Here is a 14,864-nt window from a genome sequence, read left to right on the forward strand (position 1 = left end):
AGAGTTGGTGTTACAGGGCTTGCAGGGCGTTGACTGCGTCGGCAATCGTTTCAGGGTCCATGCCGCGCATGATCTTGCGCATCTGCGGCGCAATCAGTCCCAGGTCGCTGTTCAGGATTTCCTGCTTGACCGACAGCAGCTGCGACGGGTGCATCGAGAATTCGCGCAAGCCCATGCCCAGCAGCAGGCGCGTCATCTTGGCGTCGCCCGCCATCTCGCCGCACACAGCGACCTCGATGCCGGCTTTGTGGCCGGCGGCAATGGTCATCGCAATCAGTTGCAAGATGGCCGGATGCAGCGGATCGTACAGGTGCGCCACTTCGTAATCGACGCGGTCGATCGCCAGGGTGTACTGGATCAGGTCATTGGTGCCGATCGACAGGAAGTCCATCTTCTTGACGAACATCGGCAGCGCCAGAGCGGCAGCCGGAATTTCGATCATGGCGCCCACCGGCACGTCCGGGTCGTACTTCTCGCCCCTGTCGTCAAGCTGCGCCTTGGCGCGCTTGATCATGGCCAGCGACTGGTCGATCTCGAAGGCATGCGCCATCATCGGAATCAGGATGCGCACCTTGCCGTGCACCGAGGCGCGCAGGACGGCGCGCAACTGGGTCAGGAAGATCTGCGGCTCCGCCAGGCAATAGCGGATGGCGCGCAAGCCCAATGCCGGATTGAGCGCAGTGTGCTCCATCTGGTCCAGTGGCTTGTCGGCGCCGATATCCAGCGTGCGGATGGTGACCGGGCGGCCCTTCATGGCCTGCACGGCTTTGGTGTACTGCTCGTATTGTTCGTCCTCGGACGGCATCTCGCCATCGCGGCCCATGAACAGGAATTCGGAGCGGAACAGGCCGACGCCGTTGGCGCCCGACTCCATCGCGTGCCCGCAATCTTCCGGCAGCTCGATGTTCGCCATCAGGGCGATCGGCGTGCCGTCCCTGGTGACGGCCGGGGTCTTTTTCAGCTTGCCCAGCTTTTTGCGCGCGCGCATCGCAGCCAGCTGGCGCTCGCGGTACTGCTCCAGCACTTGCGCGCTCGGGGTGACGATCACCACGCCGGCATCGCCGTCGATGATCACCCAGTCGTCCTGCTGGATCAGGGTGGAAGCCTGCGACATGCCCACCGCTGCCGGAATGTCGAGCGAACGCGCAACGATGGCGGTGTGCGAATTCTGGCCGCCCACGTCGGTCACGAAGCCGATAAAGGAACGATCGCGGAACTTCAGCATATCGGCCGGCGAGATATCGTGTGCCACCACGATCATCTGGGCCAGGAACTCGTCGCCTTCCAGTTCGGCCTGTTTCGGCAGCAGCGGCTCGCTGCCCATCAGGACTTTCAGCACCCGTTCCGCCACTTGCTGGATATCGGCCTTGCGCTCGCGCAGGTAGGGGTCTTCGATTTCGTCGAACTGCGCCGACAGCTCGTCGATCTGGGTCAGCAGGGCCCACTCGGCGTTGTAATGGCGGCTGCGGATGATATCCAGCGGCGCCTCGGAAATCATCGGGTCCGACAGGATCAGCGCATGCACGTCGATGAAGGCGCCCAGCTCCGTCGGGGCATCTTTCGGCAATTCATTCCACAGCGTTTGCAGCTCGCGGTGCACGGCAGCCAGCGCCTGCTGCAGGCGCTTCACTTCCGCTTCCACGTGCTCCTCGGAGATCAGGTAGTGCTTTACGTCGAGCGCCGCCGGCGCAAGGATGTGCGCGCGGCCGATCGCGATGCCACGCGAAACCGGAATTCCGTGAAGGGAGAACGATGCCATCGGGCTGCCGTCCCGCATTTACTCGCCTTCGCCGAACTTGTCGTTGACCAGTGCGGCCAGGGCGTTGATGCAATCCTGTTCATCGGCGCCGTCCGCTTCCAGCAGGACTTTGGCGCCCTTGCCAGCAGCCAGCATCATCACGCCCATGATGGACTTGGCGTTGATGCGGCGACCGTTACGCGACAGCCAGACATCGCTTTGGAACTTGGCTGCCAGTTGGGTGAATTTTGCAGAAGCACGTGCATGCAATCCGAGCTTGTTGATAATTTCAAGTTCTTGCTGAATCATGTTTTAGTTTTGTTTAGTTGACTCGGATACGATTATCGACCTTGACCGCGCCATTCTGGGCACCGGCCAGGGCCATTTCCACTACGACGTCCAGCGTATCGGTACGGTAGGTGATGGCGCGCAGCAGCATGGGAAGGCTGATGCCCGCGACCACTTCGACCTGGCCCGCATCGGCCAGCTTGTTACAGCAATTGGCGGGCGTGCCGCCCTTGATATCGGTCATGACCAGCACCCCGGCACCGGTATCGAGGCGCTGGATGGCCTCACGTGCCAACTGCTGCACTTCATTCAGGTCCTGGTCTGCCAGCACGTCGATCGCCTCCAGTTTTTCCACCGGGGCCCGGAACACATGCGCTGCGGCGGCCAGGAAAGCCTGGCCCAGCGGCGCGTGTGTCATCAATAAAATCCCTACCATGTTTATCCTTGCTTGCCTGCCCGGGCTTCCACCGCATCGATGAACATGGATGCGACCTGGAAGCCAGTCTGCTGCGTGATCTCCTGGAAGCAGGTCGGGCTGGTGACGTTCACCTCGGTGAGGTAATCGCCGATCACGTCTAATCCTACCAGCAACAGGCCGCGCGCAGCCAATTCCGGACCCAGGGCCTCGGCGATTTCGCGGTCGCGCTGCGACAGCGGCTGGGCCACGCCGGTACCGCCGGCAGCCAGGTTGCCGCGCACTTCGCCCGCTTGCGGGATACGCGCCAGGCAGAAAGGCACCGGTTTGCCGTCGATCAGCAGGATGCGCTTGTCGCCCTTGACGATGTCGGGGATGTAGCGCTGCGCCATGATGGTGCGGGTGCCGAGCTGGGTCAGGGTCTCGATGATGGAGCCCAGGTTCAGGCCATCGGCTTTCACGCGGAAGATGCCGGCGCCGCCCATGCCGTCCAGCGGCTTCAGGATCACGTCGCCGTGTTCGGCCTGGAAGTCGCGCAGGCGGGTCTCGTCGCTGGTGACCAGGGTCGGCGCGGTGAATTGCGAAAACTGGGCGATCGACAGCTTTTCATTGTGGTCGCGGATGGCCGAAGGCTTGTTGAAGACTTGCGCGCCCTGTTTCTCCGCCAGCTGCAGCAGGTAGGTGCCGTAGACGTATTCCATGTCGAACGGCGGATCCTTGCGCTGGATTACCGCGTCAAAGGCAGCCAGGCCGGTGTCTTCCGACGGTGCTGCCTTGTACCATTCGTGGGCATCGCCGGTCAGCTCGATGCGCGAGACGTGGGCCGTGACCTTGCCTTCCTTGAGCGCCATGTGGCGCTGCTGGAAGGCGTACACCTCATGCCCCCGGCGCGCCGCCTCGGCCATCATGGCGAAGGTGGAGTCCTTGTAGATCTTGAAGCTGGACAGCGGGTCGGCGAGGAAGGCGATTTTCATGGATTAGTCCAAAAATGTAACAACTGATTCTAGCCGATCTGCGCGACTGGCGTTCAGTACACCTCAGGATCCGGGTCGGTGCGCTCCATCTCCAGCGAAGCGGCCAGCAGGGCCAGCCGCGCCACTACGCCGTAGACATAGAAGCGGTTCGGCGCCGCCGTTCCCGGCTTCGCTTTCACATCCGGCACGGCATGCTGCTGCGCGAACGCCAGCGGCACGAACTGTGAACCCGGCGCGTTCAGGTTCTGGTCCGGCCCCTTCTCGCCATGCACGCGGTAGAAGCCACCCACCACATAACGGTCAATCATATACACAACCGGCTCGGCAAACGCCTCCTTGATGCTCTCAAAGGTCGGCACCCCCTCCTGGATATTCAGGTCGGTCACCGCCTTGCCATCCTTGATCACGGTCATGCGCTTGCGCTGCTCTTCCGACAACTCTTTCAGCTCGGCCGCATCGCGGATCGTGATGACGCCCTTGCCGTAGGTACCGGCATCCGGCTTGATGATGACGAACGGCTTCTCCTTGATGCCGTATTCCTTGTATTTCTTGCGGATTTTGGCCAGCACCGCATCGACCGAGGCCGCCAGGCTTTCCTGTCCCTCGCCGGTGGTCAGGTCCACCGCGCCGCATTTGGCGTGGAAAGGATTGACCATCCAGGGATCTACGCCGATCAGCTTGCCGAACTTCTTGGCCACTTCGTCATAGGCATTGAAGTGGTTGGATTTGCGGCGGATTGCCCATCCGGCATGCAATGGCGGCAACAGGCTTTGCTCGTGCAGGTTGGTCAGGATGTCTGGAATGCCGGCCGACAGGTCGTTATTCAGCAAAATGGTGCACGGATCGAAATCCTTGAGACCCAGGCGGCGGCCATTCGGCGAACGCACCAGCGGTTCTACCACCAGCATATTGCCGTCAGGCAGCGCCAGCGGCGTCGGCTGGGTCACCGATGGATCCAGCGAGCCGAAACGGACATTCAGGCCGGTCTGGCGGAAAATCTGCATCAGGCGCGCGACGCCCTGGAAGTAAGTCGGATGACGCGGCTTGATTTCCGGGATCAGCAACAGGTTGCGCGCATCCGGACAGTATTTATCGATCGCCGCCATCGCCGCCTGTACCGACAGCGGCAGCATTTCGTTGGCCAGGTAATGGAAGCCGCCAGGGAACAGGTTGGCATCCACCGGGGCCAGCTTATAGCCGGCATTGCGCAAGTCCACCGAAGCGTAGAACGGCGGCGTATGTTCCTGCCACTCGAGGCGGAACCACCGTTCAATAGCTGGGGTCGCGGCAATGATCTTTTCTTCAAGATCCAGTAACGGCCCGGTCAGGGCCGTGACGAGATGGGGAACCATGTGACTTCCTTGCGGGTTGGTATTTGCAGACTCTCCATTTTGGGGCAAAACCGCCAATTAAAAGATAGTTTGGAACAAAAAAAGCCCCCGAAGGGGGCGTGCGCGGGGGCGTCAGGGGTCTGGCGCCGACAGAGACATGGCGCAGCTGCTTCTGTCGGTGCCCGGCCCCACGGTTCCAAGCTACTACGTTAAGCGTGGTAAGCCGATTCGCCGTGGCTGGTGATGTCCAGCCCTTCGCGCTCTTCTTCTTCCGGCACGCGCAGGCCAATCACGATGTCGACCAGCTTGTAAGCCACGAAGGCAACAACAGCCGACCACACGATGGTGACGCCGACAGCAGTCGCCTGGGTAAGCACCTGGCCGCTGATCGAGTACTCAGCGCTTGCCTTGTTGGCAACGTAGTCAAATACACCCTGGCCGCCCAAAGATGGTGCAGCGAACACACCAGTCAGGATCGCGCCCAGGATACCGCCCACGCCATGCACGCCGAACACGTCCAGCGAGTCGTCCGCGCCGATCAGGCGCTTCAGGCCATTCACGCCCCACAGGCAGATGATGCCCGCCAGCAGGCCGATCGCCAGTGCACCCATCGGGCCGACAAAACCGCAAGCCGGGGTGATCGCCACCAGGCCCGCCACCGCGCCGGACGCGCCGCCCAGCATGGAAGGCTTGCCCTTGAAGATCCACTCACCGAATACCCACGACACGGTGGCGCAGGCAGTTGCCAGCAAGGTATTGACGAAGGCCAATGCAGCGATGTCGCCAGCTTCCAGCGCCGAACCGGCGTTGAAGCCGAACCAGCCCACCCACAGCAGCGATGCGCCGATCATGGTCATGGTCAGCGAGTGCGGAGCCATGGAGTCGCGGCCGTAGCCAACGCGCTTGCCGATCATGATAGCGCCCACCAGGCCGGCAACAGCGGCATTGATGTGCACCACGGTACCGCCGGCGAAGTCCAACGCGCCCTTCTGGAAGATCCATCCTGCCTTGGCGGTTTCGCTTGCCAGGGTCTCGGCATTGGTGATCACGTCAGGGCCGGTCCAGAACCAGACCATGTGGGCGATCGGCAGGTAGCTGAAGGTAAACCACAGCACCATGAAGGCCAGCACGGCGGAGAAACGCACGCGTTCTGCAAACGCACCGACGATCAGGCCGCAGGTAATGGCTGCAAAAGTGCCCTGGAAGGCAACGTAAATGAACTCAGGGATCACTACGCCCTTGCTGAAAGTCGCAGCCACCGAGAAGCCCTTGGCCGGATCGTAAATGCCGGACAGCAGCGAACGGCTGAAGCCACCGAAGAAGGCATTGCCCTCGGTGAAGGCAATCGAATAGCCGTACAGGCACCACAGCACGATGATCAGCGCGAACACGAAGAACACCTGCAGCAGCACGGACAGCATGTTCTTGGAGCGTACCAGGCCGCCGTAGAACAGGGCCAGGCCGGGAATGGTCATCATGATCACCAGCAGGGTGGCCACGAACATCCAGGCGGTGTCGCCCTTCTGCGCAACCGGGGCCGGCGCGGCGGCCGGAGCCGCGGCAGCGGCAGCAGGAGCGGCGGCATCAGCCGGCGCAACAGCAGGAGCAGCCGCGGAGGCGGCAGCGGTAGCAGCGGCAGCCGGCGCTTCGGCCGGCTTGGCATCTTGAGCCAGCACAGGCAATGCTGCGCTGAACGCCAACAGGACAGTCACCCCCGCCAGCCATTTCTTAATGGTCTTTTGCATCACGGTTCCCCTTACAGTGCTTCGTTGCCGGTTTCGCCGGTACGGATACGGATTACTTGTTCCAGCGACGAGACGAAAATCTTGCCGTCGCCAATCTTGCCGGTGCGCGCGGCATTCTCGATCGCCTCGATAGCCTGGTCGACGATGGCATCGTCGACCGCCGCCTCGATCTTGGTCTTTGGCAGGAAGTCGACCACATATTCCGCGCCGCGATACAGCTCGGTGTGACCTTTCTGGCGGCCGAAGCCTTTGACTTCGGTCACCGTAATACCTTGCACGTTAATCGCCGACAGGGCTTCACGCACCTCGTCGAGCTTGAACGGCTTGATAATGGCGGTAATCATTTTCATACTGGTGCCTCTTCAGAAGGTTTTGGACAAGGTCAGCACTGCGCCAGCCTTACCTAGTTTCTTGCCATTTGGTCCGAGATAATTTTCGGTATTGGTATCGATGTAGGCCAGCGCCAGCGAGGCAAAGCCCAGGTCCTTGGTCACGCCAACCTTCCAGTCGGTGTAGCTGTAGAAGCTGGAGTTCTCCACCTTCTGGCGCCCCACGTGCAGGTTCAGCACATAGCCATCACCCAGGTCCTGGTTGACTGAGGCATCGATATAAGTACTGTGCTTGCTGTCGGCAAAGCCGAACAGGTTGCTCAGCGAATGCGAGTACTTGAGGGTAGCCGGGCCATAGCCAACCTGGCCATACAGTTCGCGGGTATTGGCGCTTGGATGCAGTTCATTGGATGGATAGACATAGGCCAGGAAACCAACGTCATAGCTGACGCCAGGCGCGATTTCACCGCGCTTGCCGCCATACAGGTCCAGTTCAACGGAAGCATCACCGCCGCCATCCTTGATCCACTTGATGGTGGAGGCCCAGGCACCTGCATAGAAACCGGTCGGATTGTTGACCCAGTCGGCGCCGCCTTGCAGCGCCGGTTTCAGGCGGGTTTGCGAGATACCACGGTAGCGGTAGTCGCTGGTCAGGGCCGCGTTATAGCTGAACTCATTATCAGGCTTCGCCTCCGGTGCGGCATCGGCCGCTTGGGCCAGGCCGGTTCCCATCGTTGCCATTGCCAGCGCGACTGCAACGGTGAGGCCCAGCTTCTTGCTCTTATGAATCATGGCGATTTCCTTTTGAGTGAACTTTTATTGCGGTTTAAAATTCAGTCTGAAACGACAGCTTTCTTGCTTAGTAGCAGATTGCGTGCCAGCCAAAATTCGTGCGCGAATTGATATAAGGACAGCTTTCCGCACCATTTAAAGCCAAAGCCGCACCGTCGTGGTGCATAAACTCACACATCGGAAAGAAAAACATGGACATGAACGCCTTCTTCAACGACTTGCAACAGAAGGTCAACCAGGTCATCGAAAACTCGCCAGCCAAAGACATTGAAAAGAACGTCAAGGCGATGATGACCCAGGGCTTTGCCAAGCTGGACCTGGTGACCCGCGAGGAATTCGACATCCAGGCCCAGATGCTGGCCAAGGCCCGCGCCAAGCTGGAACTGCTGGAATCGCGCCTGGCTGAGCTGGAAGCCAAGCTGGCCGACAAGTAAGCCCCTTGCGCTAGCGCAAACGAGCGGTGGCGCCCCGGGCCTACGATGTGCTGTCGTAGACCGGGAGGCCACCATGAGCATCGCAGTCATTAAAAGCCGCGCGCTGGCCGGCATGCAGGCTCCGGAAGTCAGTGTCGAAGTCCACCTCGCCAACGGCTTGCCCGCGTTCGCCATCGTCGGCCTGGCCGACACCGAAGTGAAGGAATCGCGCGACCGGGTCCGCGCCGCCATCACCAATGCCGGGTTCGAACTGCCGCAGCACCGCATCACTGTCAACCTGGCCCCGGCCGACCTGCCCAAGGAATCCGGCCGTTTCGACCTGCCGATCGCCATCGGCATCCTGGCCGCGTCCGGCCAGATTCCTTCGTCCACCCTGGAACAATTCGAGTTCGCCGGCGAGCTGTCGCTGACTGGGGAGCTGCGTCCGATCCGCGGCGCGCTAGCGATGACTTACGCCATGCAGCGCTCCGCCGGCGGCGCCGGCCGCGGCTTCATTCTCCCCAGCGCCAATGCCGACGAAGCCGCGCTGGTCACAGGTGCCCGCATCTACCCCGCCGCCACGCTGCTGCAGGTATGCGCCCATTTCGGCCTGGATCCCGACGGCAGCTTCGCCCTTCCGCGCCATGTGGCCCAGCCCCTGCCCCTGCCGCCGTCGATTCCCGACTTCGCCGACGTCAAAGGCCAGATCTTCGCCAAGCGTGCGATGGAGGTTGCAGCCGCAGGACGCCATTCGGTCCTGCTGGTCGGCCCGCCCGGCGCCGGCAAGACCATGCTGGCCACCCGCTTCGCCGGCCTGCTGCCGTTGATGACGGACGATGAGGCGCTGGAAGCCGCCGCCGTACAATCTTTGATCAGCGGCTTCACCGTCGAAGGCTGGAAGGTGCGCCCCTTCCGCTCCCCGCACCACACCTCGTCCGGCGCGGCGCTGGTCGGTGGCGGCAGCGTGCCGCGCCCCGGCGAGATTTCGCTGGCCCATTGCGGCGTGCTTTTCCTCGACGAGTTGCCGGAGTTTGATCGCCGCGTGCTGGAAGTGCTGCGCGAGCCGCTCGAATCCGGCCGCGTCACTATCGCCCGCGCCACCCGGCACGCCGACTTCCCTGCCCGCTTCCAGCTGATTGCAGCCATGAACCCGTGCCCATGCGGATACCTTGGCCATCCTGCAGGCCTTTGCCAATGCACGCCCGACCAGATCCTGCGCTACCAGAACCGCGTTTCGGGCCCCTTGCTTGACCGCATCGACATGCAAATCGAAGTTGGCCCCGTTCCGCCCGACATCCTGCAAGCGGACGCAGTGGGTGAGCTGTCCGAAACAATTGCCGCGCGCGTGCACGCTGCCTTCGAGCGCCAGATCGCCCGCCAGGGGAAAACCAACCAACAGCTGACGCCGCGCGAAATCGACCGATTCTGCAAGCCGGATGCCAGCGGCCAAGCCGTCTTGCGCGCAGCCATGCACAAGCTGCATTGGTCGGCCCGCGCCTACCACCGCGTGCTCCGCGTGGCCCGCACTGTGGCCGACCTGGATGGCCAGAAGCAAATCGGCGGCAAGCACGTCTCTGAAGCGATCAACTTGCGCCGCGCCCTTCGGCAACTCTAAGTTTCAAATGTAATTCCGCGTAAATACGTGGTTTGGGTGGCGCGTTCTTCGCTAGAATTGCCGCCACCATGACCACCCAATACCGTTACTCGCGCTACTGCGCCGTACCTATCCTGATCCTCCTGTGCTGCGGCAGCGCCGCCGCCCAAACCCAGACCTCCCAGCCAGCCAAGGCCGCAGCCACGCCAGCAAGCGTAAAAAAAGATGTCCCGCCTGAGACTGGCAACATCACCAGCGTGACGGTGGCAGCGGAGCGCCCGACCAACCGTATCGACCGTCAGGTCTACGACGTGAAATCCGATACGTCCAGCAGCAACGGCTCCGCTGCCGACGCGCTGAACAACGTCCCTTCCGTGAACGTCGATCCGGACGGCTCGCTGACCCTGCGCGGCAGCAGCAATGTGCAGGTCTACGTCGACGGCAAGCCTTCGGCCATGCTGCAAGGCGATAACCGCGGCCCGGCGCTGCAGTCGATTCCCGCCGATGACCTCGAGTCGGTGGAGGTGATCAACAACCCCGGCGCGCAATTCGGCAACGAAGGCGGCGGCGGCCCGATCATCAACCTGGTCATGAAGCGCTCGCGCAAGCCGGGCGGCTTTGGCGTGGCCAATGCCAACTACGGTACGGCAGGCCGCTACAACAGCGCACTGTCCGGCACCTACAACGAAGGCTTGTGGGGCTTCCAGGGCGGCATCAACGTGCGCCATGACGGCCGCAACTCGGTCGGCGAAACGGTGCGCGAGCGCATCGATCCCCGTACCGGAGTCCTGTCGCACAGCGAGCAGCAATCGCAGTCGAACGGCCTGAATGACAATGCGGGCCTGAACGGCGGCGTCACCTACAACCTGGGCGCCAACGATACATTGGGCGCCCAGGTCGCCTACTCGCATCGCACCAACGATGCGCGCGCAAGCGACAACTACCTTTCGACCGACCCCGATGGCATCGTCACCGACAACTACCTGCGCAGCACCTTGCGCGAAGGCGAGAGCAAGAACTACTCGTGGAATGCGCGTTGGGACCACAAGGGCGACGCGCCGGGCGAATCCTTCAAGATGGACTTGCGCGTGTCGACCGCCACCAACGATTCCGACAGCAGCTACCGCAATAGCTATGTGGTGCGTCCGCCAATCGGCAGCCAGGCCGACAGCACGCAGAAGAACCGCAACAAGAACGAGATCATCGACTTCACCGGCGATTACGAAGCAAACCTGTTCGGCGGCGTGACCAAGCTTGGCTACAAGATCGTCCAGAACCGCAATGACTCGAGCATCGATTACGCCAACATCGACCCGATTACGCAGGAAGGCTCGCCCAACGCGTTGCGCAGCAACGCCTTCGACATGAAGGAAACCATCTACGCCGCCTACGGCTCCTACCAGATGCGATTTAACGAGCAATGGGGCTTGATGGCCGGCCTGCGCGCCGAGCATACCGAGATGGAGATCGACCAGCTTACCAGCCAGGTCGCCGCCGGCAACAGCTACACCAACCTGATCCCGAGCTTCTTCGCTACCTACAAAATGAGCGAGAACTCGCAAATGCGCTTCGCTTACGCGCATCGCCTGCGCCGCCCGAATGCACAGGACCTGAATCCCTTCGTGGTCTATCGCGACGAACTGAATGTCTCTTCCGGCAATCCGAAACTGAAGCCGGCCCAAACCGATTCCTTCGAACTAGGTTACGAGACCCGCATGTTCGGCCTGGAGACCAACCTGCGCGGTTATTTCCGCGACGAGACCGATTCCATCCTGGACCGCAAATACTTCATCAGCGACACTGTGCTGCTGACCACCCGCGAGAATGCCGGCAGCACCCGTTCCGGCGGCATGGAGTTCACGCTGACCGGCAAGCTGCTGCCGACACTGACGCTCAACCTGAGTGGCAACGTGGCCCGTTTCGAACAAAGCGTGCTGGAAGTGAATGGCGACCAGACCAGGCGCACCGCCTCTTCGCTGAGTGGCCGCCTGCGCCTGAACTGGCAGGCAAGCAGCACCGACATGCTGCAGGCGGCCGTCCAGGCGCAGGGCAAGATGCTTACCGGCCAGGGTTATCGTGAACCGAACACTACGCTGAACCTGACCTGGCGCCACGCCATCACGCCGCAACTGGCCCTGATGGTCAACGCCACCGACGTCTTCAACAGCAACAAGATGTCGACCATCACCGATACCTACGCCCTGCGCGAGCGCTCGCTGCGCGAGTTCGACGGCCGCATCATTTATGTCGGCCTGTCTTATCGCTTCGGCAGCGCGCCCGGAACGCGGCGCGAAGGCCCTCAGCGCGAGCCGGGCGGCATGCGCGGTCCGGGCGGCCCTGGCATGGGCCCGCCTCCAGGCGGCATGGGCCCAGGCCCCGGCGCAGATTGACCTGGCAGCGAGGTGCTACCATTCGGGTCATGAAGACAATCACCCTGAACAAAGCCCTCGCGCTCCTGCTCGCAGCCGGCGCGCTCGCAGCCTGCAGTCCGAAATTCGACTGGCGCGATTTCCGCAGCAGCGACGCGCCTTACACCGTCATGTTGCCCGGCAAAGCCGCCACCCACACCCGCGCCATCAATCTTGATGGCCAGGACGTGAAGATGACCATGTCCGCAGCGGAAGTCGATGGCACCATGTTCGCCGTCGGTACGGCCGAGCTACCGGACGCCACCAAGGCCGCCCTGGCCGTGCAAGCGATGAAGCTAGCCATGGTGCGCAATATCGGCGGTACTATTACCAGGGAAAGCACCAAGGACGGTGCATTTGAAGTGGAAGCGCGCGGCGCGGCGCCAAATGGCGCCCCGTTGGCCATGCGTGGCCGCTTCCTGGCGAAAGATAAACGCGTATATCAGGTCGTCATTCTGGGGAACCAGAAACATTTTGATGCGGATACGGTTGATACATTCTTGAGTTCGTTTAAATTGTATTAAGTAGCACGACGCGCGCGACTGCACTCGTGCTATCGTATTAGCACATCAACAAACTAAGGAAGCGCGCCATGTTGATCAAATTTAAATCCATTTCGTCGCCGGAACTCATGATGGCGCACGAGCACGTCGAACGCATCATGGACCTGCTGAAGAAGAGCCCGACGCGGGGTGTCATCACGGCAGCGGAAGCTTCCCAGGCGCTGCAACTGCTCGAGAAGGAAGTTGCACTTAGCAAACTGCATCCGGAAGTCGATTCCGAACATGCCGCCCATACGCCCAGCCATGCCCTGCCGGATGATAATGGCGATGCCGATTTCGGCGAAACCCAGAAGGTAGGATTTGCGCAGCGCGCCTTCCCCCTCCTGGAAATGCTGCGTGCCGCCCAGACGGGCGGGCACGATATCGTGTGGGGCGTTTAACGCTGGGACGGAACGAAGTCTTCCATCACTGCCTTGCGCAGCAGCGCAGGTGGCAACATTCCCTGGGACAGCACGAAGTCATTGAAGGCCTTGCGATTGAATTTCTGGCGCAAGGCCACTTCCGCCGCTTGGCGTGTTTCCATCAGTCGCTGATAGCCATAGAAGTATGAGGTCGCCTGGCCTGGAGCGCGGAAGGTGTAGCGCTGCATTTCCTGCGTTGCCATGCCTTCCGACAGGCCAACTTCGTCCATCAGGAACGATTTCACTCCTTCCGGGCTGATTTCACCCAGGTTCACCATCGGGTCGAGGAAGGCGCGGGCGGCACGCTGCATGCGGGCCTGCAGTGCGAACAATTGGCCATCGAGCGGCTCGAACGGCTGCATTTCCGCCTCGGCATACAGCGCCCAGCCTTCCACGTTCACGCTGTTGAAAGCAAACACGCCGCGTGCAGTCGACACGCCCATCTCGATCATCTTCGCAAATTGCAGCTCATGGCCCGGTCGCGCTTCGTGCGCGGTCAGGGTCCAGCTACCGGCCTGGTGCGTGAAGTCGTCGAAGACCAGTTTCTTGCCGCTGGCATCAGGCGGCATGCCGGTGGTCAGCACGAACTCGCCGTACTCGCCGGTATTGCCGATCAGGCGTGGTGGGCTCATGTGTGGAGCCGGCTGCTGCGCATTCTCGGCCTCGCTCGCCAGGCGGATGACAGCCTTGCGATCCGGCAGGGTGACGATGCCTTGCTCGCGTACGGCGGATTCGATTTGCGACAGGCGCTCGCCATACAAAGGCATGACCTGCTCGGCCGGGATTTGCTGCTTCTTCAGCTCGCGCATGACAGCGCGATAGTCCGCGTCCGGCAGCTTGCGCTCCTTGGCAATCAAGCTGGCAGTGATGGCCATCTGGTTGCGGATTTCAGCAAAAGACGTCAACGCCTTCGCAATCAGCTCTTTCGGAGCGATATCTACGCCGAACTGGTGCAGGTTGTCGGCATAGACTTCCGTCGGCAGACGATGGTCGGCACGGGCCTTCGGCAAGATCTGGTCCTTGATCTTGGCGTTATATGTAGTTAATTGGGTTTCGATTGCCGCAAATGCCGGCTCCCAGCCTTTCAAGTCGCTCTTGCTGAGCAAATCCTTCATGCCCTTGATCATGGCTGGCGCTGCACTCAGCGCCTGTTCCACTTCGCCTTTGTACGGGCCCAGCAAATTCTTGTCGGCTTTCTGGCGTTCCAGGTAGCGCTCATAAGCCAGTTCGGTGATCGGGCGGTAGCCCTTGGTGAGGCCGGCGTATTTCTCCATGCGCACCAACAGCGTTTTCTGCCGCTCCTTAGGAATGCGCGGATCCAGCGTCTGGCGCATCACACCAAACATCAACTGGGTAACGTCGGTAAACGGCAGCAGGTATTTGCGGTTCACGGTAGCAGAGCGCAACTGGTCTTCTGCTGCCCCGACCAGGATCTCCAGGTCTTGCTTGACCTTGGGGTCCTTTTCCGCCCTCTGACGCTTCTGCAATTCGGCGATGACAGCACGCGTATCTTTTGCGGTGACTTCAAACAGGTCGCGCGACATGTCGGTGATCTGCTCATCATAGCCATCAACACCCAGGCTGCTGGCACTTTCAGGCGAATACTTGGCTTGCAGGTTCAGCAGAAGCTTGGCGTTCTCATTGCTCTTGGTAACCCAAGCCGGCTCGGTAGCCGCAGAGACATGCAGGGAAAGCAGGGCCAGGGTGAGGCCACTGAGGAGTTTCGTGATCGGCATCGTTATTCCTTTATAAAGAATTGCGTGCCGTATCATAATGCAAAAAGCCCGCTGGCACATGCCTAGCGGGCTTTTCTAATAAGAGCCTGACGATAACCTACTTTCACACTGGTTGCAGCACTATCATCGGCGCAAAG

14 protein-coding genes are annotated in these 14,864 nt (G+C 61.3%); 5 read left to right on the plus strand and 9 right to left on the minus strand.

The features are described 5' to 3' along the window. Window positions 1–10: 10 nt before the first annotated feature. The 8 genes from ptsP to ASD07_RS09595 form a co-directional block, all read right to left on the minus strand. Window positions 11–1,759, minus strand: coding sequence for a phosphoenolpyruvate--protein phosphotransferase (gene ptsP, locus ASD07_RS09560; RefSeq protein ID WP_055928670.1), 1,749 nt, complete (start codon window positions 1,757–1,759; stop codon window positions 11–13). Between the two features lie 18 nt (window positions 1,760–1,777). Continuing rightward, the gene (locus ASD07_RS09565) at window positions 1,778–2,047 is read right to left on the minus strand and encodes an HPr family phosphocarrier protein (protein WP_055928627.1); all 270 of its coding nucleotides are present in this window, start codon (window positions 2,045–2,047) and stop codon (window positions 1,778–1,780) included. A 13-nt stretch (window positions 2,048–2,060) separates the two neighbouring features. Beyond that, complete coding sequence (locus ASD07_RS09570; protein WP_055928630.1) at window positions 2,061–2,462, minus strand: PTS sugar transporter subunit IIA; 402 nt, start codon at window positions 2,460–2,462, stop codon at window positions 2,061–2,063. Window positions 2,463–2,464: 2 nt separating this feature from the next. Beyond that, complete coding sequence (gshB, locus tag ASD07_RS09575) at window positions 2,465–3,415, minus strand: glutathione synthase (RefSeq protein WP_055928633.1); 951 nt, start codon at window positions 3,413–3,415, stop codon at window positions 2,465–2,467. 53 nt (window positions 3,416–3,468) lie between these two features. Continuing rightward, window positions 3,469–4,767 carry a glutamate--cysteine ligase gene (gshA, locus tag ASD07_RS09580; RefSeq protein WP_055928637.1) on the minus strand — a complete coding sequence of 433 codons (1,299 nt, stop codon included), beginning with the start codon at window positions 4,765–4,767 and terminating at the stop codon, window positions 3,469–3,471. Between the two features lie 188 nt (window positions 4,768–4,955). Beyond that, window positions 4,956–6,491, minus strand: a complete 1,536-nt coding sequence (locus ASD07_RS09585; RefSeq protein WP_055928640.1) for an ammonium transporter — start codon at window positions 6,489–6,491, stop codon at window positions 4,956–4,958. An 11-nt stretch (window positions 6,492–6,502) separates the two neighbouring features. Further along, window positions 6,503–6,841 (minus strand): P-II family nitrogen regulator, encoded by a 339-nt coding sequence (locus ASD07_RS09590; protein ID WP_028102386.1) that lies wholly within the window; start codon window positions 6,839–6,841, stop codon window positions 6,503–6,505. A 12-nt stretch (window positions 6,842–6,853) separates the two neighbouring features. Further along, the gene (locus ASD07_RS09595) at window positions 6,854–7,612 is read right to left on the minus strand and encodes a TorF family putative porin (RefSeq protein WP_055928644.1); all 759 of its coding nucleotides are present in this window, start codon (window positions 7,610–7,612) and stop codon (window positions 6,854–6,856) included. A gap of 191 nt (window positions 7,613–7,803) precedes the next feature. On the opposite strand from ASD07_RS09595, the gene ASD07_RS09600 reads away from it, so the two are divergent. The 5 genes from ASD07_RS09600 to ASD07_RS09620 all read left to right on the plus strand — a co-directional run bounded on the left by ASD07_RS09600 (window position 7,804) and on the right by ASD07_RS09620 (window position 12,970). Then, window positions 7,804–8,046 (plus strand): accessory factor UbiK family protein, encoded by a 243-nt coding sequence (locus tag ASD07_RS09600; protein WP_055928647.1) that lies wholly within the window; start codon window positions 7,804–7,806, stop codon window positions 8,044–8,046. A 73-nt stretch (window positions 8,047–8,119) separates the two neighbouring features. Continuing rightward, on the plus strand, window positions 8,120–9,640 hold the full coding sequence (locus ASD07_RS09605) for a YifB family Mg chelatase-like AAA ATPase (protein WP_055928650.1): 1,521 nt from the start codon (window positions 8,120–8,122) through the stop codon (window positions 9,638–9,640). 68 nt (window positions 9,641–9,708) lie between these two features. Further along, entirely contained in the window at window positions 9,709–12,009 is a 2,301-nt protein-coding gene (locus tag ASD07_RS09610) for a TonB-dependent receptor domain-containing protein (RefSeq protein WP_082507234.1), read from the plus strand. A 29-nt stretch (window positions 12,010–12,038) separates the two neighbouring features. Further along, complete coding sequence (locus tag ASD07_RS09615; RefSeq protein WP_055928653.1) at window positions 12,039–12,551, plus strand: hypothetical protein; 513 nt, start codon at window positions 12,039–12,041, stop codon at window positions 12,549–12,551. A 68-nt stretch (window positions 12,552–12,619) separates the two neighbouring features. After that, window positions 12,620–12,970 carry a DUF1840 domain-containing protein gene (locus ASD07_RS09620; protein ID WP_055928656.1) on the plus strand — a complete coding sequence of 117 codons (351 nt, stop codon included), beginning with the start codon at window positions 12,620–12,622 and terminating at the stop codon, window positions 12,968–12,970. On the opposite strand, the gene ASD07_RS09625 is transcribed toward ASD07_RS09620, so the two are convergent. Then, window positions 12,967–14,727: a DUF885 domain-containing protein gene (locus ASD07_RS09625; RefSeq protein WP_055928659.1), complete on the minus strand. Its 1,761-nt coding sequence runs from the start codon at window positions 14,725–14,727 to the stop codon at window positions 12,967–12,969. The two genes, ASD07_RS09620 and ASD07_RS09625, sit on opposite strands and share 4 nt — an antisense overlap. Between the last annotated feature and the right edge of the window lie 137 nt (window positions 14,728–14,864).

The sequence above is a fragment of the Duganella sp. Root336D2 genome (assembly GCF_001425005.1).
Taxonomy (GTDB): domain Bacteria; phylum Pseudomonadota; class Gammaproteobacteria; order Burkholderiales; family Burkholderiaceae_D; genus Rugamonas.

What these genes read in the sequence shown, in the direction of transcription:
- ASD07_RS09600 (WP_055928647.1), top strand. Translation starts at nt 7,804, where the DNA reads ATGGACATGAACGCCTTCTTCAACGACTTGCAACAGAAGGTCAACCAG.
- gshA (WP_055928637.1), bottom strand. Translation starts at nt 4,767, where the DNA reads ATGGTTCCCCATCTCGTCACGGCCCTGACCGGGCCGTTACTGGATCTT.
- ASD07_RS09625 (WP_055928659.1), bottom strand. Translation starts at nt 14,727, where the DNA reads ATGCCGATCACGAAACTCCTCAGTGGCCTCACCCTGGCCCTGCTTTCC.
- ASD07_RS09620 (WP_055928656.1), top strand. Translation starts at nt 12,620, where the DNA reads ATGTTGATCAAATTTAAATCCATTTCGTCGCCGGAACTCATGATGGCG.
- ASD07_RS09585 (WP_055928640.1), bottom strand. Translation starts at nt 6,491, where the DNA reads ATGCAAAAGACCATTAAGAAATGGCTGGCGGGGGTGACTGTCCTGTTG.
- ASD07_RS09595 (WP_055928644.1), bottom strand. Translation starts at nt 7,612, where the DNA reads ATGATTCATAAGAGCAAGAAGCTGGGCCTCACCGTTGCAGTCGCGCTG.
- ptsP (WP_055928670.1), bottom strand. Translation starts at nt 1,759, where the DNA reads ATGGCATCGTTCTCCCTTCACGGAATTCCGGTTTCGCGTGGCATCGCG.
- ASD07_RS09610 (WP_082507234.1), top strand. Translation starts at nt 9,709, where the DNA reads ATGACCACCCAATACCGTTACTCGCGCTACTGCGCCGTACCTATCCTG.
- ASD07_RS09605 (WP_055928650.1), top strand. Translation starts at nt 8,120, where the DNA reads ATGAGCATCGCAGTCATTAAAAGCCGCGCGCTGGCCGGCATGCAGGCT.
- ASD07_RS09590 (WP_028102386.1), bottom strand. Translation starts at nt 6,841, where the DNA reads ATGAAAATGATTACCGCCATTATCAAGCCGTTCAAGCTCGACGAGGTG.
- ASD07_RS09565 (WP_055928627.1), bottom strand. Translation starts at nt 2,047, where the DNA reads ATGATTCAGCAAGAACTTGAAATTATCAACAAGCTCGGATTGCATGCA.
- ASD07_RS09570 (WP_055928630.1), bottom strand. Translation starts at nt 2,462, where the DNA reads ATGGTAGGGATTTTATTGATGACACACGCGCCGCTGGGCCAGGCTTTC.
- gshB (WP_055928633.1), bottom strand. Translation starts at nt 3,415, where the DNA reads ATGAAAATCGCCTTCCTCGCCGACCCGCTGTCCAGCTTCAAGATCTAC.
- ASD07_RS09615 (WP_055928653.1), top strand. Translation starts at nt 12,039, where the DNA reads ATGAAGACAATCACCCTGAACAAAGCCCTCGCGCTCCTGCTCGCAGCC.